This is a genomic window from Synechococcus sp. TAK9802 (genome assembly GCF_014279535.1).
GTDB lineage: Bacteria > Cyanobacteriota > Cyanobacteriia > PCC-6307 > Cyanobiaceae > Parasynechococcus.
Window position 1 is genome coordinate 114,582 of sequence record NZ_CP047937.1, and the last position, 16,766, is coordinate 131,347.

Annotated in this window: 16 protein-coding genes, 1 tRNA gene and 1 other RNA gene; 9 read left to right on the forward strand and 9 right to left on the reverse strand. The window is 62.7% G+C overall.

What is annotated here, in order from left to right; translation table 11 throughout:
* Positions 1 to 126 precede the first annotated feature (126 nt).
* The 3 genes from tkt to acpP are packed head-to-tail and all read right to left on the reverse strand — an operon-like array spanning position 127 to position 3,689.
* Positions 127 to 2,136, reverse strand: a complete 2,010-nt coding sequence (gene tkt / locus SynTAK9802_RS00610; RefSeq protein WP_186496736.1) for a transketolase — start codon at positions 2,134 to 2,136, stop codon at positions 127 to 129.
* Between the two features lie 54 nt (positions 2,137 to 2,190).
* Positions 2,191 to 3,438 carry a beta-ketoacyl-ACP synthase II gene (gene fabF, locus SynTAK9802_RS00615; RefSeq protein WP_186496737.1) on the reverse strand — a complete coding sequence of 416 codons (1,248 nt, stop codon included), beginning with the start codon at positions 3,436 to 3,438 and terminating at the stop codon, positions 2,191 to 2,193.
* A gap of 8 nt (positions 3,439 to 3,446) precedes the next feature.
* Positions 3,447 to 3,689 (reverse strand): acyl carrier protein, encoded by a 243-nt coding sequence (acpP, locus tag SynTAK9802_RS00620; RefSeq protein ID WP_011363161.1) that lies wholly within the window; start codon positions 3,687 to 3,689, stop codon positions 3,447 to 3,449.
* Between the two features lie 146 nt (positions 3,690 to 3,835).
* Here acpP and psaC point away from each other — a divergent pair, with 146 nt between their 5' ends.
* Entirely contained in the window at positions 3,836 to 4,081 is a 246-nt protein-coding gene (psaC, locus tag SynTAK9802_RS00625) for a photosystem I iron-sulfur center protein PsaC (protein ID WP_006850103.1), read from the forward strand.
* A 54-nt stretch (positions 4,082 to 4,135) separates the two neighbouring features.
* Positions 4,136 to 6,025 (forward strand): glutamine--fructose-6-phosphate transaminase (isomerizing), encoded by a 1,890-nt coding sequence (glmS, locus tag SynTAK9802_RS00630; protein ID WP_186496738.1) that lies wholly within the window; start codon positions 4,136 to 4,138, stop codon positions 6,023 to 6,025.
* Between the two features lie 3 nt (positions 6,026 to 6,028).
* On the opposite strand, the gene SynTAK9802_RS00635 is transcribed toward glmS, so the two are convergent.
* Positions 6,029 to 7,504 carry a mannose-1-phosphate guanylyltransferase/mannose-6-phosphate isomerase gene (locus SynTAK9802_RS00635; RefSeq protein ID WP_186496739.1) on the reverse strand — a complete coding sequence of 492 codons (1,476 nt, stop codon included), beginning with the start codon at positions 7,502 to 7,504 and terminating at the stop codon, positions 6,029 to 6,031.
* Between the two features lie 70 nt (positions 7,505 to 7,574).
* The gene (gene rimM / locus SynTAK9802_RS00640) at positions 7,575 to 8,108 is read right to left on the reverse strand and encodes a ribosome maturation factor RimM (RefSeq protein ID WP_186497914.1); all 534 of its coding nucleotides are present in this window, start codon (positions 8,106 to 8,108) and stop codon (positions 7,575 to 7,577) included.
* A gap of 55 nt (positions 8,109 to 8,163) precedes the next feature.
* On the opposite strand from rimM, the gene SynTAK9802_RS00645 reads away from it, so the two are divergent.
* Together SynTAK9802_RS00645 and SynTAK9802_RS00650 are read left to right on the forward strand one after the other, a co-directional pair.
* On the forward strand, positions 8,164 to 8,349 hold the full coding sequence (locus SynTAK9802_RS00645; RefSeq protein WP_186496745.1) for an NAD(P)H dehydrogenase subunit NdhS: 186 nt from the start codon (positions 8,164 to 8,166) through the stop codon (positions 8,347 to 8,349).
* Between the two features lie 4 nt (positions 8,350 to 8,353).
* A complete protein-coding gene (locus SynTAK9802_RS00650; protein WP_186496747.1) occupies positions 8,354 to 9,181 on the forward strand; it encodes an ion transporter in 828 nt (275 codons plus the stop codon).
* On the opposite strand, the gene rnc is transcribed toward SynTAK9802_RS00650, so the two are convergent.
* Entirely contained in the window at positions 9,139 to 9,864 is a 726-nt protein-coding gene (rnc, locus tag SynTAK9802_RS00655) for a ribonuclease III (protein WP_186496749.1), read from the reverse strand. The two genes, SynTAK9802_RS00650 and rnc, sit on opposite strands and share 43 nt — an antisense overlap.
* A 26-nt stretch (positions 9,865 to 9,890) precedes the next feature.
* Positions 9,891 to 10,268, reverse strand: an RNA gene (rnpB, locus tag SynTAK9802_RS00660) — RNase P RNA component class A.
* Between the two features lie 38 nt (positions 10,269 to 10,306).
* On the opposite strand from rnpB, the gene SynTAK9802_RS00665 reads away from it, so the two are divergent.
* The 3 genes from SynTAK9802_RS00665 (at position 10,307) to SynTAK9802_RS00675 (ending at position 11,305) form a co-directional block, all read left to right on the forward strand.
* A tRNA-Arg gene (locus tag SynTAK9802_RS00665) sits at positions 10,307 to 10,380 on the forward strand.
* 93 nt (positions 10,381 to 10,473) lie between these two features.
* A complete protein-coding gene (locus SynTAK9802_RS00670; RefSeq protein ID WP_025362017.1) occupies positions 10,474 to 10,800 on the forward strand; it encodes a hypothetical protein in 327 nt (108 codons plus the stop codon).
* Positions 10,801 to 10,837: 37 nt separating this feature from the next.
* Positions 10,838 to 11,305 carry a hypothetical protein gene (locus tag SynTAK9802_RS00675; RefSeq protein ID WP_186496750.1) on the forward strand — a complete coding sequence of 156 codons (468 nt, stop codon included), beginning with the start codon at positions 10,838 to 10,840 and terminating at the stop codon, positions 11,303 to 11,305.
* Positions 11,306 to 11,365: 60 nt separating this feature from the next.
* Here the strand turns inward: SynTAK9802_RS00675 and SynTAK9802_RS00680 are convergent, their stop codons facing one another.
* Positions 11,366 to 13,888 carry a glycogen/starch/alpha-glucan phosphorylase gene (locus tag SynTAK9802_RS00680; protein WP_186496752.1) on the reverse strand — a complete coding sequence of 841 codons (2,523 nt, stop codon included), beginning with the start codon at positions 13,886 to 13,888 and terminating at the stop codon, positions 11,366 to 11,368.
* Positions 13,889 to 14,099: 211 nt separating this feature from the next.
* On the opposite strand from SynTAK9802_RS00680, the gene SynTAK9802_RS00685 reads away from it, so the two are divergent.
* A complete protein-coding gene (locus SynTAK9802_RS00685; RefSeq protein ID WP_186497915.1) occupies positions 14,100 to 15,476 on the forward strand; it encodes a cation:proton antiporter in 1,377 nt (458 codons plus the stop codon).
* Between the two features lies 1 nt (position 15,477).
* On the opposite strand, the gene SynTAK9802_RS00690 is transcribed toward SynTAK9802_RS00685, so the two are convergent.
* On the reverse strand, positions 15,478 to 15,828 hold the full coding sequence (locus SynTAK9802_RS00690) for a hypothetical protein (protein ID WP_186496754.1): 351 nt from the start codon (positions 15,826 to 15,828) through the stop codon (positions 15,478 to 15,480).
* 20 nt (positions 15,829 to 15,848) lie between these two features.
* Here SynTAK9802_RS00690 and SynTAK9802_RS00695 point away from each other — a divergent pair, with 20 nt between their 5' ends.
* Positions 15,849 to 16,760 (forward strand): alpha/beta fold hydrolase, encoded by a 912-nt coding sequence (locus SynTAK9802_RS00695; RefSeq protein WP_186496756.1) that lies wholly within the window; start codon positions 15,849 to 15,851, stop codon positions 16,758 to 16,760.
* The last annotated feature ends 6 nt before the right edge of the window (positions 16,761 to 16,766 follow it).

A 16,766-nucleotide genomic window follows, 5' to 3' on the forward strand; every position in this document is an offset into this window, starting at 1 on the left:
TCAGCTGTTGGCCCGGCGTCCGTTAGGACGTCGGGCTTTTTTGCGTAAGGCCATTGGTTGGGTTGGTGACATAAAAAAAGACCCCCTGCCGAGGCAGGAGGCCTTGTTGTTGACGTGTTCTAGCGATCAGCCGAGCAGAGCCTTGGCCTTGGCCACCACGTTCTCCACCGTGAAGCCGAACTCCTTCAGGCAGGTGCCGCCAGGGGCGGAAGCGCCGAAGCGGTTCATGGTGACGCTGTCGCCATCCAGGCCGATGAAACGGTGCCAGCCGAAGGATTCAGCGGCTTCCACCACCATGCGCTTGCGCACGGCGTTGGGGAGCACCTCTTCCTTGTAGGCGTCGGTCTGCTCGTCGAACAGCTCGACGCAGGGCATGGAGACCACGCGCACCTTCTTGCCTTCAGCGGTGAGCTGCTTGGCGGCTTGGACGCAGAGGTCCAGTTCGGTGCCGGTGCCGATCAGGATCAGATCGGGAGTTCCTGCGCAATCTTCCAGCACGTAACCACCCAGGGCCACCTTGTCGATGGAGGAGTTGGCCTGGTTGGCCATGCCCTGGCGGCTGAGGCAAAGGGAGCTGGGGCGCTTGCGGTTCTGGATGGCCACCTTGTAAGCACCGCTGGTCTCATTGCCGTCGCCAGGACGGAACACCAGCATGTTCGGCATCGCCCGCAGGGAGGGGATGGTTTCGATCGGCTGGTGGGTGGGGCCGTCTTCACCCACACCGATGGAGTCATGGGTGAGCACGTAGATCACGCCCAGCTCGCTCAGGGCGGACAGGCGCATGGAACCGCGCATGTAGTCGGCGAAGACCAGGAAGGTGCCGCCGTAGGGGATCAAACCGCTGTTGTGATAAGCGATGCCGTTGAGGATGGCGGCCATGGCGTGCTCACGCACACCGAAGTGCAGGTAGCGCTTCTCAGGGCTGCTGGCTTGATAGGAGCCGGTTTCACCCTTGATGTCCGTGTAGTTGGAGTGGGTGAGGTCGGCGGATCCGCCGATCAGTTCGGGCAGGTTGGGGCCCAGAGCACCCAGGCAGATCTGGGAGTGCTTGCGGGTGGCCAGGCCACCGTCTTCAGGGGTGTAGGTGGGCAGATCCTTGTCCCAGCCCTCGGGCAGCTCACCGCGCAGCATCCGCTCGAACTCGGCCGCTTCGCTGGGGTACTTGGTGCGGTAGGTGGCCAGGGTCTGGTTCCACTCGGCCTCGAGGCTGGCGCCACGGTCGATGGCTTGGCGGAACTGGTCGTAGGCGTCCTGGGGAATTTCGAAGGGGGCGTAGTCCCAACCCAGTTGCTGACGGGTCAGGGCTGCTTCCTCCTCGCCCAGAGCAGCACCGTGCACACCAGCGGTGTCGGCTTTGTTGGGGGAGCCGTAGCCGATGGTGGTGGTCACCTTGATGATCGACGGCTTGTCGGTCACAGCCTTGGCAGCCTCGATCGCCTTGGCGATGGCATCCACATCGGTGTTGCCCTCGGCCACGTGCTGCACATGCCAGCCGTAGGCCTCGTAGCGCTTCAGCACGTCCTCGGTGAAGGACACATCAGTGCGTCCATCAATGGTGATGCTGTTGTCGTCGTAGAGGGCAATCAGCTTGCCCAGCTTCAGGTGACCGGCCAAGGAGGCTGCTTCGGAGGAAACACCCTCCTGATTGCAGCCGTCGCCCATGATCACGTAGGTGTAGTGATCCACCACGGCGGCGTCGGCCTTGTTGAACTTGGCCGCCAGGTGGGATTCAGCGATGGCCAGGCCCACAGCGTTGGAGATGCCAGCACCCAGGGGACCGGTGGTCACTTCAACGCCGGGCGTTTCGAAGGTCTCGGGGTGGCCGGGAGTCTTGGAGCCCCACTGGCGGAACTGCTTGATGTCTTCAATGGAGACCGAGTCGTAACCGGTGAGGTGCAGCAGCGCGTACAGCAGCATGCAGCCGTGACCGGCTGACAGCACGAAGCGGTCGCGGTTGAACCACTTCGGGTTCTTGGGGTTGTGCTTGAGGAACTTGTCCCAGAGGGCGTAACCCATGGGTGCGCAGCCCATCGGCAGGCCGGGGTGGCCGCTGTTGGACTTGTTGATGGCGTCGACAGCCAGCATCCGAATGCTGTTGATGCAAAGCGTGTCGAGTGACGCGGGCGCAGCGACCATGGTGTTAAGAGGAAAAGTTGGAGCGATTTTGACGCACGGCGTGAGCGGTAAGGCTCAGCTGGCGCGTTTGAAAGCCAGGCAGACGTTGTGGCCGCCGAAGCCGAAGGAGTTGGACAAGACAGTTCCCAGTGTCTGATCCCGCGCCTCGTTGGGCACGACATCCAGATCACAGTCGGGATCCGGGGTGGTGTGGTTGATCGTGGGAGGCACGACGCCGTGTTGCAGCGCCAGCACGCAGGCCACCGCTTCAATGCCACCGGAGCCACCCAACAGGTGACCGGTCATCGATTTGGTGGAGCTCACCGGAATCTGCAATGCACGTTCACCCAGGGCGCTTTTGATCGCCGAGGTTTCGTTCTTGTCGTTCGCGGGGGTGCTGGTGCCGTGGGCGTTCACGTAGTCGATCTCAGAAGGATCGATACAGCTATCGGCCAAGGCCAGGCGCATGGCCTCAGCACCACCAACGCCGCCGGGGGTGGGGGAGGTGATGTGGTGCGCATCGCAGGTCATCCCATAACCCACCACTTCGCCAAGGATCGTGGCGCCACGGGCCTGGGCGTGCTCGAGGGTTTCGAGCACCAGCACGCCGGCACCTTCACCGATCACGAAGCCATCGCGTTCTTTGTCGAATGGACGGCTGGCGGTGGCCGGGTCGTCATTACGGAACGACAAGGCCTTGGCACTGGCGAAGCCGGCCACCCCTAGGGGAGTGATCGCCGATTCGGCGCCTCCGCACACCATCGCGTCGGCTTTGCCCATTTGGAGCAGACGGAATGCATCGCCAACGGCATTGGAGCCGGCAGCGCATGCGGTAGCCACAGCGGAGCTGGGCCCCTTTGTGCCCAAAGCAATGGCGGCAAGACCTGTGGCCATGTTGGGAATCATCATCGGCACCGTGAACGGGCTCACCCGTCCAGGGCCTTTGCCCTCCAGCACATGGGCCTGCGTCTCCATCGTCAGCAGACCGCCGACGCCGGAACCGATGATCGTGCCAATCCGATGTGCATTGGTGTCGTTGATTTCAAGGCCGGCATGGGTCACAGCCTGTTTGGCTGCCACCACGCCGAACTTGCAGAACCGATCCCAGCGCTTGGCTTCCTTCGGTTCGATGAAGCCGGACGGATCGAAGTCCTTCACCTCCGCCGCAAAGCGGCAGGCGTGTGCGGATGCATCGAACAGGGTGATGGCATCCACTCCGTTTCTGCCGGAGGTGAGGCCATTCCAGTAGTCCTGAACCGTGTTGCCGATCGGTGTGACCGCGCCGAGGCCGGTGATGACGACGCGATGGAGACCATCCACCATTGCGTTGCTCAGGCCTGTTTGTCTTCGATGTATTTGACGGCGTCACCAACGGTGGTGATGCCTTCAGCTGCTTCGTCGGGAATCTCGATATCAAAAGCCTCTTCCAGGGCCATCACGAGTTCCACGGTGTCCAGAGAATCAGCACCCAGATCGTTCTGGAAGTTGGATTCGGGCTTCACTTCGCCGGAGTCAACACTCAGTTGCTCCGCAACGATTGAGCGCACCTTTTCGAGAATCGCTTCCTGGGACATAGCCGTGGCAACGGGACGCTGCATCTTACGGGCACGCCTTCGTGGTCCCTTTCTCAATGACCGCGCCGTTAACAACGGTGACGGCCTGGTCATGGACCGGCGAAGGACGGGTACGTTTGCCGCAAGCCTTCGTATGCATCGGGCACATGTCCCACGCCGTCAAGATCTACGACACCTGCATTGGCTGCACCCAGTGTGTGCGCGCCTGCCCTCTCGACGTGCTTGAGATGGTGCCCTGGGACGGTTGCAAAGCCGGCCAGATTGCCTCCTCCCCACGCACCGAAGACTGCGTTGGTTGCAAGCGCTGTGAGACCGCCTGCCCTACGGACTTCCTCAGCATCCGCGTTTACCTGGGCGATGAGACCACGCGCTCCATGGGTTTGGCCTACTGATTTGCCCCATTTCACCTCATAAGCTCGGCCCGGCTTCAGCCGGGCTTTTTTTGTATGTGCGGAATCGTTGCCCTTGTGGGCTCCCGAGAAGCGGCGCCTCAGCTCCTGGAGGGTTTGCGGCAGCTGGAGTACCGCGGTTACGACTCCGCTGGCATTGCCACGGTGGCTGGTCAAGGCCAGTTGACCTGCCTTCGGGCCAAGGGCAAGCTCCGCAATCTCACCGCTTGCTTTGAGGCCGAAGGCGCGCCCGGTCAATGCGGTATCGGCCACACCCGCTGGGCCACCCATGGCAAACCCGAAGAGCGCAATGCTCATCCGCACCGCAGTAGCAACGGTGCAGTGGCGGTGGTGCAAAACGGAATTATTGAGAACCACCGTGCCCTGCGGGAGCAGCTGGATGCCTCAGGGGTGGTGTTCCAGTCGGAGACTGACACCGAGGTGATTCCCCACCTGCTGGCTGCGGAATTGCAGCAGCTGCAAGCCGCTGGTGGAGCCCCTAGCGGTGGGCTGTTGTTGGAGGCCCTGCAGCGGGTTCTCCCCAAATTGCAAGGGGCTTATGCCCTTGCGGTGATTTGGGATCAGGCGCCGGGGGCATTGGTGGTGGCCCGTAAGGCGGCACCGCTGTTAATCGGTTTGGGAGAAGGCGAATTCCTCTGTGCCAGCGATACGCCGGCCCTGGCGGGATTCACCCGCACGATCCTGCCGATGGAAGACGGCGAGGTGGCTTTGCTCTCACCTCTGGGGGTGGAGCTCTACGACGCCGCGGGGGTGCGCCAGCAACGCATGCCCACCCAGCTCAGCGGTGTGGATCACGTGGCCGACAAGCGCGAGTTCCGTCACTTCATGCTCAAGGAAATCCATGAGCAACCGGAAACCGCAGAGCTGTGGGTGACGCGCCACCTGCCCCAGGGACTGCCGCCGGAAAAGCCGGTGGCGCTGCCGATGGACGATGCCTTCTATGCCGGAATTGAGCAGATTCAGATCTTGGCCTGTGGGACCAGTCGCCATGCCGCGATGGTGGGGGCCTACCTGCTGGAGCAGTTCGCCGGGATTCCCACGTCGGTGCACTACGCCAGTGAGTTCCGCTACGCCCCGCCTCCGCTTGCCCCCCACACCCTCACCATTGGCGTCACCCAGTCCGGTGAAACGGCCGACACCCTGGCTGCCCTGGCAATGGAAGCCGAGCGGCGTTTGGCCCATAGGGATCCAGCCTTTGCCCCCCGCCAGCTGGGGGTGACCAACCGTCCAGAAAGTTCTCTCTCACGTCAGGTGCCCCACATCCTTGATATCGGGGCCGGGATTGAAGTGGGCGTGGCGGCCACCAAGACCTTCCTCGGTCAGCTGTTGGCCTTCTATGGCTTGGCCATGGCCTTTGCCGCCCGCCGTGGGTCTCGCTCAGCTGCTGAGATCAACGCTCTGGCGGATGAACTGCGCGGTCTGCCCCAGCAACTGCGCCAGCTGGTGGCTCTGCACGACCAGCGCTCCGAGGCCCTGGCCCATCGCTTTACCGACACCCAGGACATGATTTTCCTGGGGCGGGGAATCAACTACCCGATCGCACTGGAGGGGGCGTTGAAGCTTAAGGAAATCAGCTACATCCACGCCGAGGGATATCCGGCCGGTGAGATGAAGCATGGTCCGATCGCCCTGCTCGATTCCCGGGTGCCGGTGGTGTCGATCGCTGTGCCCGGATTGGTCTTCGAGAAGGTGCTCAGCAATGCCCAAGAAGCCAAGGCCCGCGACGCCCAGCTGATCGGCGTGGCGCCCCAGGGGCCCGACACCGATCTCTTTGATGAACTGTTGCCGGTGCCCTCGGTGAGCGAGTGGATCAGCCCTTTGCTCACCGTGGTGCCAATGCAGTTGTTGAGCTATCACATCGCCGCCCATCGCGGCCTGGATGTCGATCAACCCCGCAACCTGGCCAAGAGCGTCACGGTGGAGTGAGCCTCAGCTGGCATTGATGCTGAGATCACGACTGCTGAGATCGCTGCGGCCGTAGCGGTCCTGGAAGCGCACGATGTCGTCTTCACCGAGGTACTCGCCGCTCTGAACCTCGATCAGTTCCACGGGGATCCGACCGGGATTGGAGAGGCGGTGTTTGCAACCCATCGGGATGTAAGTGCTCTGGTTTTCCCCCACAAGCTGCTCAATGCCGTCGCGCTCCACCAGGGCTGTGCCCTTCACCACCACCCAGTGCTCGGCACGGTGGTGGTGCATCTGCAGCGACAGGCTGGCGCCGGGTTTCACCGAGATCCGTTTCACCTGCCAGCGGGTTCCTTCGGTGATGCCGGTGTAGTGACCCCAGGGACGGTAAATCTTGCGGTGCGCCTTGCCCTCCGGGCTGCCGGCGGCCTCCAGCTGCTTCACCACGGTCTTGATCTCTTGGGCCTTAGAGCGATCCGCAATCAACACGGCGTCGTCGGTTTCCACCACCACGAGGTTTTCAACCCCCAGCCCCACCACCAAGCGGTGTTCGCTGCGCAGATAGCAGTCGCGGCTGCCTTCGCTGATCACGTGGCCCTGCAGCACATTGCCTTGGGAATCCTTTTGCTCTGAGGTTTCCCAGAGTGCGCTCCAGCTGCCGACGTCGCTCCAGCCCGCATCCAGTGGCAGCACACTGCCCAGTTCCGTTTTCTCCATCACGGCCACGTCAATGGCCACGTTGGGGCACTTGGCAAAGGCTTCCCGCTCCAGTCGATGGAATTCCAGGTCGGCTGTGTCTTGCTCCAGAGCGGCCCGGCAGCAGCTCACCACTTCCGGGGCCAGTCGCTCCAGTTCCGCCAGCATGGCGCTTGCTCGGAACAGAAACATGCCGCTGTTCCAGGTGAAGCGGCCGGTGGCCAGGAATTGCTCTGCTGTGGCCTGATCGGGCTTCTCCACGAACCGCTTGATCGGCACATGGGGCGGTCCTCCAAGGGAGAAGGGTTCGCTTGCTTCGATGTAGCCGTAGCCGGTTTCCGGGGCCGTTGGCACGATCCCGAAGGTCACCAGTCGTCCCGCTTCGGCGGGTTTGCGGCCGGCGTCGATGGCCTGGCGGAACTCGGCGGCATCGCGGATCAGGTGATCCGCCGCCAGCACCAGCAGCAGGGGGTCTTCGCCGTCGGCCGTGGCCTGCAGCGCGGCCACCGTCACCGCCGGGGCGGTATTGCGGCCCATCGGTTCCAGCAGGATCGCGTTCGGTTCGACCCCGATCTGTCGCATCTGTTCGGCCACGATGAAGCGGTGGTCTTCATTGCAGATCAGCAGGGGAGCCGCCAGGGCGTCCAGGCCATGAAGCCGCTGTTGGGTCTGCTGCAGCAATGTGGCTTCGCCGTCTCCGCTCAACGGCCAGTACTGCTTGGGGTAACTCGCCCGTGACAGCGGCCATAGCCGTGTGCCGGTGCCCCCGCAAAGGATCACAGGAATCAGCGGTGTGGAGGCCATCACGTCCTGAGAGCGGTGACCCAGAATCGCTTGCCCTATGGGGTTCTGTCGATGCCCCGAGAGAGACCTGTCAGAGCTCCAGCAGGCCCGGCGGTGGCGTGAGCAGCAGCCAGCCGTCCTCCAACTGCACCTCTGGCACGATCGCCTCCACGAAGGGAATCAGCAGCTTGCGGCCCTCCGATGTGGTGATTTCCAGCAGGTCGTTGCCGCCGCTGATCAAATCACTCACGGTGCCAACGGCAGGACCATCCGCTGCGAGCCGTGCCTCCAGGCCCAGGAGGTCGAGCAGGTGAAATTCCCCCTCGTCCAATTCGGGCCGGTCATCCGCTGACACCAGCAGTTCCTGGCCCACAAGGGTTTCGGCGGCGCTGCGGTTGTCGATTCCTTCAAGTCGCACCACGAACAGCGACTTGCCAGGCAGTTGCCTGCCCTTCTTGAGTTGGATCTCCGTCGGCTCCCCTCCCTTGGGGCTGCGCAGCCAGCGAGGTCCAGGAGCTGTAAAGCGCTCGGGGAAATCACTGGCGGGGTTCACCCGCAGTTCCCCCTGCAGCCCTTGGACCCCCACGATCTTGCCGACGCTGAGCCAGTCATTGCTCTCCGCCATGCCATCCGCCGCGCACTCTGCCGATAATGGCGCCAGATTCGTCTGCGAACGAGCCATGGCGCCTGCAACCGCTCCGATCCTCCCCGGCGCCACTGTCACCGTGGTCGATGCCACTTCGATCTACAACGGTTACACCGGCTTTGTGCAGCGAATCAGCGGCGACCGTGCGGCCGTTTTGTTTGAAGGCGGAAACTGGGACAAATTGGTGACCCTGCGGTTGAAGGATCTTCAGCCGGCCTAAGGCAATGGATGCTGACCGAAGCCTGCGACAACGGCTGCAGTCAACGGTGCTGGAAGCAAGGACCCCGGCGGGCAAGGCTTACAACGCTGTCATTTTTGGGGCAATTCTTCTGAGTGTTCTGGCCCTCTCGCTGGAACCCGACCCCTTGGGCAACTCAGCCCTGCGTCAAACCAACGTGCCCTGGATTGATCTGGTTCAGAACGTTTGCTTGGCGGTGTTTGCGGCGGATTTCGTCCTTCATCTGGCCTTGGTGGAGAGGCCTCGCCGTTACCTGTTCAGCTTCACCGGATTGATTGACGCTTCGGCGGTGCTTTTTTTCTTCGTGCCGCAGGTGCGCAGTGAGCTGTTGCTGTGGGTGTTCAAGTTCGGTCGCATCCTGCGGGTGTTCAAGCTGCTCAAGTTCATCGATGAAGCCCGCGTGCTGGGGCAGGCATTACGGGGAAGTGCCCGCACCATCGGCGTCTTTCTGTTCTTCGTCTTCCTGCTGCAGGTGGTGCTCGGCTACAGCATCTTTGTGATCGAGAGCGCCCGGCCGGACTCCCAGTTCCAGACGGTGGCGAGCGGCGTCTACTGGGCGATCGTCACCATGACCACCGTTGGTTATGGCGATGTTGTTCCCCAGACGGAACTGGGGCGGCTGCTGGCCTCAGTGGTGATGCTCCTGGGTTTCGGCATCATTGCCATTCCCGCAGGGATCCTGACGGTGTCGGGGGTGCGCCATCACCAGCAGAGGTCGGTGGAGCTGGTCTGCAGCAGCTGCGGGCGTCAGGGGCACCGCAAGGGTGCCCGTCACTGCGATACCTGTGGCGCGTCGCTGCCTTCCAGGGCCTGAAGAGCTGCTGTTGCCGCGCTCTGCTCGGCCTCCTTGCGGGATCGGCCTTTGGCTTCCGCTAGGTCTTGGCCTTGGACGCTCACCCGGCAGCGGAAGCGTTCGGGGTCGCCGTGCTGGCGGCTGCATTCTTCGGTGGTGTAGCTGGGCAGTCCCAGCCCCTGGCCCTGGCTCCACTCCTGCAGGGCTGTTTTGCCGCCGAACTGATGGGGAGTTGCCAGCATCGCCTGGGCGGTGGCGCACCAGTGGGGGGTGAGCCAGCGGTGAATCGCTTCAAGGTTGCCGAGGGAGCTGTACAACGCACCGATCAGAGCCTCGGTGGCATCGGCTCGCAGCCTGGATTCGGCGGACCGATCCCCCTGGGCGTGCCGCCCCAGCAGCAGATGCTGTTCGATGCCAAGTGCTGCACCCACGTCCGCCAGCCAGCGATCGCTGACCAGCTGGGCCCGCAGGTTGGAGCAGGCACCCACCGCGAGATCGGCGTGGTGGCGATCAATGAATTCGGTGGCGGCGAGCCGCAGCACCGCATCACCAAGGAACTCCAACCGTTCCAGGTTGCGGGCCCGGCCGCTCGATATGTGGGTGAGGGCCTGATCCACCAGGGTGAGTAGCTCAGGGTTGATCGGAATCTCAGTGTCGAGGCGCTGAATCAGGTTGGTGAGCTCTGCAGCGCGGGATGGATCCACAAAGACTCCTGAGTAACGCTGATTTGGGGTGAAAGCAGGACATAAGCCGGGTTCTGTTCACACCTCCTTGGAGGGTGGGTGGCTATCTATCTGGGACCGCCGTTACCGACGGCCTCAAGCGGCGCGTTCAAACGGAACGGGGCCAATGGCCAGCCGTCGTTCCTTGGCCTTGCTCCCAGCCGGGGTTTACCGAGCCAGCACCTCTCGATGCTGCTGGTGCGCTCTTACCGCACCTTTGCACCCTTGCCTGTGCCGGCGAACCGGCCATCGGCGGTGTGTTTCTGTGGCACTCTCCTCACGGTCACCCGCACTGGGCGTTACCCAGCAAGCTTGGCCATCAGGGAGCCCGGACTTTCCTCAGCCGACACTCAAAGAGATCGGCCGCAACCACCTCGCCTGCTTTCAGAACTCATCATGCCTCGTGGGCATAATTCAGATGTCTGGGGCTGTAGCTCAGCTGGATAGAGCGACGGTTTCCTAAACCGTAGGTCGTGGGTTCGAGTCCCGCCAGCCCCGTGAGAATTGCTCAAGAGGTAGTGAGCGCTACATCTGGTGGGGTGTTCATATCGTTCACCACCGCTAGGGTTGGTGCAACCGGGTTTGGGTGCCATGACCCAGCTTCACGATCTCCGTCTCCGGCTGTTGGTGCAGCAGGAAAGTGAGCGGATTGCTGAATCCCAGCCCACGGATCTGGATTTATCAGTGGTGCAGGCCCGCTGCCTGTGTTGGCTCGCCCTCCTGGCGGAAGCCCATGAAGACCAGGCCAGTGACGCGGAACGTCGCGGCGATACGGAACAGGCCATGGGCTGGTTCGCCGATTCGATGCGGCTGCGGGATGTGATCGGTGTGGTGTCCTCCATTGAGATCCCCCTGCCCGACACCGCTGGTGAGGATGGCCCCCAGGCCGAGGAGGATCTGGGGCCTCAGGCGGCTTGATCGGTGGCATAGTGGGGGATGACCGCGAGGGACTGCATTGCCGGAAGAGCCCTGCCAGTGCCCGGATTGCCAACGGTTTTACCGGGAGCATGACCGGCTGATCCGGGAGTCCCCCACGCTTCGTCAGCAACAAGAGCTCAACTGGGCAGCCCTCCAGTCGTTCCGCACCTTGTCCGGCCGTGTGCTCGAGGATCTGCAGAAGCAGCACGGGTCCCGCCAGACCGCCGATGCAGCCGCTTCGAAGCCTGCAGCATCCGGCGCCCCTGTTCCAGAGGAATCAGCTGATTCCATCCAGCAGGCCATTGCCGATCTGGAGAACATCAACGCCCATCTGTTCTCGATTGAGGCCTTGATGGAACGGGTGTTTGATGTGCGCGTCCCGGAAGAAATCGAGCAGAAGTTCCGCGAACTGGCCGGTGAGCTGGCTCCAGACCCGTTGAACGTGGACCGTCTACGGCTCAACCGCCTGTTGCACCAGACGCCTGATCTGCCTGATCGGAACTGAAGCGCTGCATCTTTAGTTGTGAGCCCTGGCCATCAATCCAGGGCTTTTTTGTGGCTGTAGTCAGCGCACGTCGCAGGTGATCTCCACGTTGAGAGGATCCACGGCCCAGATGTTCTTGCAGTACTCGCCGATGGACCGGTCGGAGGAGAAGAACCCGGTGCGGGCCGTGTTCAGCAGCGACATCCGATTCCAGTGCATCCGATCGCTCCAGGCACGGCTCACCGCCTCCTGGGCCCGCAGGTAGTCGGCGTAATCGGCCATCACATAGAAGGGGTCGTTGCCGGTGAGGTTGTCGAGCAGGGGGCGGAACAGTTCGCCGTCGCCGTTGCTGAAGTGCCCCATCTCGATCAGCCGCAGGGCCTCCTGCAGTTCCGGAAGTGCCGCGATCACATCGCGAGGGCGGTAACCGTCCTGCTGCAGGGCCGTGATCTCCTCCACCGTCTTGCCGAACAGGAAGAAGTTCTCGCTTCCCACCAGCTCGCGGATCTCCACATTGGCCCCATCAAGGGTGCCGATGGTGAGGGCCCCATTCATGGCGAACTTCATGTTGCCGGTGCCCGAGGCTTCCTTGCCGGCCGTGGAGATCTGTTCGGAGAGGTCGGAGGCGGGATACACCTGCTCCCCCAGTTTCACGTTGTAATCCGGCAGGAACACCACCCGCAGCAGGCCGTCCATGTCGGGGTCGGCATTGATGGTGTCGGCGATGCCGTTGAGGAAGCGGATGATCAGCTTCGCCAAGTAGTAGCCGGGAGCGGCCTTGCCGCCGAAGATCACGGTGCGAGGCGCCATGCCGTCGGTCTGGCCGTTCTTGATCCGCAGGTACTGGGTGATCACCTGCAGGGCGTTGAGGTGCTGGCGCTTGTACTCGTGGATGCGCTTCACCTGCACGTCGAACAGGCTGGCGGGGTCCACCAGCACGCTGGTGTTGCGGTGGATGTAGGTGGCCAGCTTGCGCTTCACCGACAATTTGGTGTTGCCCCAGAGCTCGAGGAAGCCCTGGTCGTTCTGCCGCTCCTCCAGCTTGCGCAGGCTCTCCATGTTGGAGATCCAGTCCGGCCCCACGTGTTGATCCAGTAGAGCCGACATCTCGGGGTTGGCCAGGGCGACCCAGCGGCGTGGGGTGACGCCATTGGTGACGTTGGTGAACTTCTCCGGCCACAGCGCCGCGAACTCAGGCAGCAGATCGGTTTTCACCAGATCGGAGTGCAGCGCTGCCACGCCATTCACATGGTGGGCACCGATCGTGGCCAGGTGGGCCATGCGCACGGCCTTGCTGCCCTCTTCATCGATGATCGAAAGCTTGCGCTGGATCGCATCGTTGCCGGGGTAGCGCAACCGAACCTGTTGCAGGAAGCGCCGGTTGATCTCGTAGATCAGCTCCAGATGGCGGGGCAGCAGGCTGCTGAACAGGTTGAGGTCCCACTTCTCAAGCGCTTCGGGCAGCAGGGTGTGGTTGGTGTAGGCCACGGAGCGGGAGGTGATGTCCCAGGCCCGGTCCCACTCCAGGTGCCGATCGTCGATCAGCAGCCGCATCAGCTCCGCCACGGCGATGGCCGGGTGGGTGTCGTTGAGCTGAACCGTCCAGTAGTTGGGGAAGTCCTCGACGGACAGGCCGCGGTTGTCGAGGCTGCGCAGCATGTCCTGCAGCGAGCAGCTGACGAAGAAGTGCTGCTGTTTCAGGCGCAGACGCCGGCCTTCGTCGGTGCCGTCGTTGGGATAGAGCACCTTGGAGAGGGTTTCGCTGCCCACCTTTTCCTCAACGGCGCCGTAGTAGTCGCCGATGTTGAAGGCATAGAAGTCGAAGCTTTCGGTGGCATCCGCGCGCCAGAGCCGCAGCCGGTCGCAGATGTTGACGCGATAGCCCAGCACCGGCACGTCATGGGGAATGCCGATGGCGTGTTCTGCCGGGATCCAGCGGGAGCGGTAGTTGCCTTTGTCGTCGATGTAGCTCTCGGTGCGGCCGCCGAAGCCCACGAAGCAGGCCTCGTCGGGCTGGGGCAGTTCCCAGGGCCAGCCTCCCTTGAGCCACTTATCGGTGATCTCCACCTGCCAGCCATCGCGGATCAGCTGATCGAAGATGCCGAACTCGTAGCGGATGCCGTAGCCGGTGGCCGGGATCTTCAGGCTGGCCAGCGATTCCATGTAGCAAGCCGCCAGACGGCCGAGGCCTCCATTGCCCAGGCCCGGTTCCTCCTCCACATCCAGGATCTGCTGCAATGATTCAATGCCGAAATTCTTCAGGGCCTCCTCGGCTTCCTTCTGGATCCCGAGGTTCAGCAGGTTGCTGTTGAGCTGCGGGCCGATCAGGAATTCCGCCGACAGGTACGCCACCGATTTCTGCGGGCGGGCCCGCATCGCTTCAGTGGTGGCCAGATAGCGCATCATCAGCCGATCACGCACCGCATAGCTCAGGGCCATGTAGAGGTCATGACGGCTGGCGGTGGGGGCGAGCTTGCCGAGCGTGAAGAACAGGTGTTCCGTCATGCCGTCGAACACGCTCTTGGCATCGAGGCCAGCGCGTTCTGGGTCGTTGTGACAGCCGGGGGTCGGCAGACGCAGATCGAACGGTTGTGACGTGGTCATGGGGGTTCAGCGAGCCATGGAGCGTGGAATCACCGTCAGGCCAGGGGTGCTCGGAGCCCAACTCAATGAATTACCCGGACCGTAGCCATCACAACTGGGGCTGCCTGAAAAAAAGCGCTTAATACAGCATTCCCGGTCAATTGGGATCGTCCAGCGAACAGTTCAGCGGCGGAATCACCATTAAGGTTCGGCGTGAGACATGCCCGGCTTGATGCTGCTGCCCACCCTGCTGAGCGAAATCAGCAGTCACGACCTCGAATTGGCGGAAACGCTGATCGGCGTCCTTCGCTTCATGCTGATCTTCGTGGCGGCCCGCACCCTCGCCGAGGTGCTAGTGCGGTTCGAGTTGCCCACAATCCTCGGGGAACTGCTTGCTGGTGTGCTGATTGGTGCCTCGGGCCTGCATCTTCTGGTGCCGCCGGAGACCCAGGTGCAGCTTTCCGGAGCTTTCTCCGAGGTGGTGGCCGGCCTCTCGCATGTGCCGGTGGAGGAGATCCCGGCTCTCTACAACGAGAGCTTCGGCGCCTTGCAGGCGGTGGCCACGCTGGGGCTTTATTCCCTGCTTTTCCTCACGGGTCTTGAAAGTGAGCTGGAGGAACTGATGGCGGTGGGGGCCCAGGCCTTCAGCGTTGCCGTGGTCGGCGTGGTGCTGCCCTTCGCCCTCGGCACCCTTGGCTTGATGGCGATCTTCCACGTGGATGCGATCCCGGCCATCTTCGCCGGTGCCTCGATGACGGCCACCAGCATCGGTATCACCGCAAGTGTTTTCGGTGAACTCGGCTATCTGCGCACCCGAGAAGGCCAGATCGTGATCGGCGCCGCTGTGCTCGACGACATCCTCGGCATCGTCATCCTGGCCATTGTGGTGTCCCTGGCGGCAGGCGGCAGCCTGGAGATCGGGCCCATCGTTCAGCTTGTGGTGGCGGCCGTTCTGTTTGTGGTGGTGGCTTTGCTGTTGAGCCAGAAGGCAGCCCCTGTCTTTGATTGGTTGATTGATCAACTCAGGGCGCCCGGAGCCAAGTTGATTGGTTCCTATTTGCTCCTCGCGATCAGTTGCTTCGTGGCATCAGCCATTGGGTTGGAGGCTGCACTCGGGGCCTTCGCCGCTGGTTTGATCGCCAGCACCTCCAAGCATCGCCACGAGATTCAGGCGGCAGTCACCCCCATCGTTGGCTTGTTCGCCACCGTCTTCTTCGTGCTGGTGGGTGCAGGAATGGACCTCTCAGTGATCAACCCCTCTGATCCGGGGGCCCGTTCCGCCCTGGTGGTGGCAGCCTTCCTGTTCGTGGTGGCGATCATCGGCAAGGTGGCTGCCGGTTGGGCCATCTTCAGCAAGGAAAAGACCAACAACCTGGTGGTGGGGCTGGGAATGATGCCCCGCGGCGAAGTTGGCCTGATTTTCCTGGGCCTGGGCACGGCTTCAGGGCTGCTCAGCCCTGGCCTTGAGGCGGCGATTCTGCTGATGGTGATCGGCACCACGTTCCTGGCGCCGGTGCTGTTGCGCATCGTCCTCAAAGACAAGCCCCCTGAAGACGGCAATCAGGTTCCCGAAGAATTTGCTGCCGATCCCCTGGCGGGTGCCTCCTGAATCAATCCTCTTTTCCAGCATTAGCGAGGACGATCAGAACACTCCAGCCCACGGCCACAACACCAAGGCTGGAGGCCCAGCTCGGACCCAGGACCCAACTGAATCCGAGCTGGGTGACAACGCCCACGACGAGGGCCAGCAGCAGGCTGCTGATCACAAGCACCGGTTGACGCACCGATTCGGGCAGCTCACTCTCCTTGAGGCTTGATTCCAACGTGCTGAGCGGTGCGCTCAGCGGCACGTAAAGGGCGATGGCCCAGAGCAACGCTCCGCGCCAGACGGATGCGTCCGCCAGCGGTCCGCCCATCACCTCGTAGCTCACCATCCAGGCCGCTTCAGTGCTGCTTAGCATCGCGTCCCTCGCAGCCGGCTGTGGATCGCGTCACCTGGAGCCATCTCGGCCACGCCGTGCACACGGTGCAGCAGCATCCCGAGCAGGACAGCAGCGACTATCCGGCGCTTCTGCTGGTGCATGGGTTCGGGGCATCCACCGATCATTGGCGTCACAACATTCCCGTGTTGGCCCAGACCCATGCCGTGCATGCGATTGATCTGCTGGGCTTCGGTAGAAGTGCCAAGCCAGCGGGTCTGAATTACGGGGGTGCCCTGTGGCGTGACCAATTGGTGGCCTATGTGCACGAGCGGATCGGGCGTCCGACGGTGATCGCCGGCAATTCCCTGGGAGGGTTTGCGGCCCTCGCCGCTGGAGCCGCCATGGGATCGGACTGTGCTGGCGTCGTGCTGCTCAATGCCGCCGGTCCCTTCAGTGATGAGCAGAAACCGCCGCAAGGCTTGGGTGCCATCGCCCGCCAGAGCATCGGCACGGCCCTGCTGAAGAGTCCGGTGCTGCAGCGGTTGCTGTTCGAGAACCTGCGCCGACCCGCCACGATCCGCCGCACCCTCAATCAGGTGTATGTCGACAAGACCAACGTTGACGATTGGCTGGTGGAGTCGATTCGGCGCCCCTCCCTGGATCCAGGCGCCTTCGGGGTGTTTCGCACGGTCTTCGATATCCCCCGAGGTCAGCCCCTCGATGAGCTTTTCGCCGAACTGACGGCGCCGTTGTTGCTGCTCTGGGGCATTCGTGATCCCTGGATCAACGCCCCCGGTCGCCGCTCCACCTTTCAGCGCCATGCTCCTGAGGCCACCACAGAGGTGGTTCTGGAGGCCGGGCACTGCCCCCACGATGAGGTGCCGGATCAGGTGAATGCGGCGTTGCTGCAATGGCTGGACGGCCTGAAGTCGGCTGCGGCACCGACAAATGTTGATCTGCTGGCTAAGTGAATGAAT

Bases quoted from the DNA above. Each gene is read 5' to 3' on its own strand.
- fabF (WP_186496737.1), bottom strand. From the start codon at position 3,438: ATGGTGGATGGTCTCCATCGCGTCGTCATCACCGGCCTCGGCGCGGTC.
- SynTAK9802_RS00645 (WP_186496745.1), top strand. From the start codon at position 8,164: ATGGCGCCTGCAACCGCTCCGATCCTCCCCGGCGCCACTGTCACCGTG.
- SynTAK9802_RS00670 (WP_025362017.1), top strand. From the start codon at position 10,474: ATGACCCAGCTTCACGATCTCCGTCTCCGGCTGTTGGTGCAGCAGGAA.
- rimM (WP_186497914.1), bottom strand. From the start codon at position 8,108: ATGGCGGAGAGCAATGACTGGCTCAGCGTCGGCAAGATCGTGGGGGTC.
- SynTAK9802_RS00685 (WP_186497915.1), top strand. From the start codon at position 14,100: ATGCTGCTGCCCACCCTGCTGAGCGAAATCAGCAGTCACGACCTCGAA.
- SynTAK9802_RS00650 (WP_186496747.1), top strand. From the start codon at position 8,354: ATGGATGCTGACCGAAGCCTGCGACAACGGCTGCAGTCAACGGTGCTG.
- acpP (WP_011363161.1), bottom strand. From the start codon at position 3,689: ATGTCCCAGGAAGCGATTCTCGAAAAGGTGCGCTCAATCGTTGCGGAG.
- glmS (WP_186496738.1), top strand. From the start codon at position 4,136: ATGTGCGGAATCGTTGCCCTTGTGGGCTCCCGAGAAGCGGCGCCTCAG.
- psaC (WP_006850103.1), top strand. From the start codon at position 3,836: ATGTCCCACGCCGTCAAGATCTACGACACCTGCATTGGCTGCACCCAG.
- tkt (WP_186496736.1), bottom strand. From the start codon at position 2,136: ATGGTCGCTGCGCCCGCGTCACTCGACACGCTTTGCATCAACAGCATT.
- SynTAK9802_RS00690 (WP_186496754.1), bottom strand. From the start codon at position 15,828: ATGCTAAGCAGCACTGAAGCGGCCTGGATGGTGAGCTACGAGGTGATG.
- SynTAK9802_RS00635 (WP_186496739.1), bottom strand. From the start codon at position 7,504: ATGGCCTCCACACCGCTGATTCCTGTGATCCTTTGCGGGGGCACCGGC.
- SynTAK9802_RS00680 (WP_186496752.1), bottom strand. From the start codon at position 13,888: ATGACCACGTCACAACCGTTCGATCTGCGTCTGCCGACCCCCGGCTGT.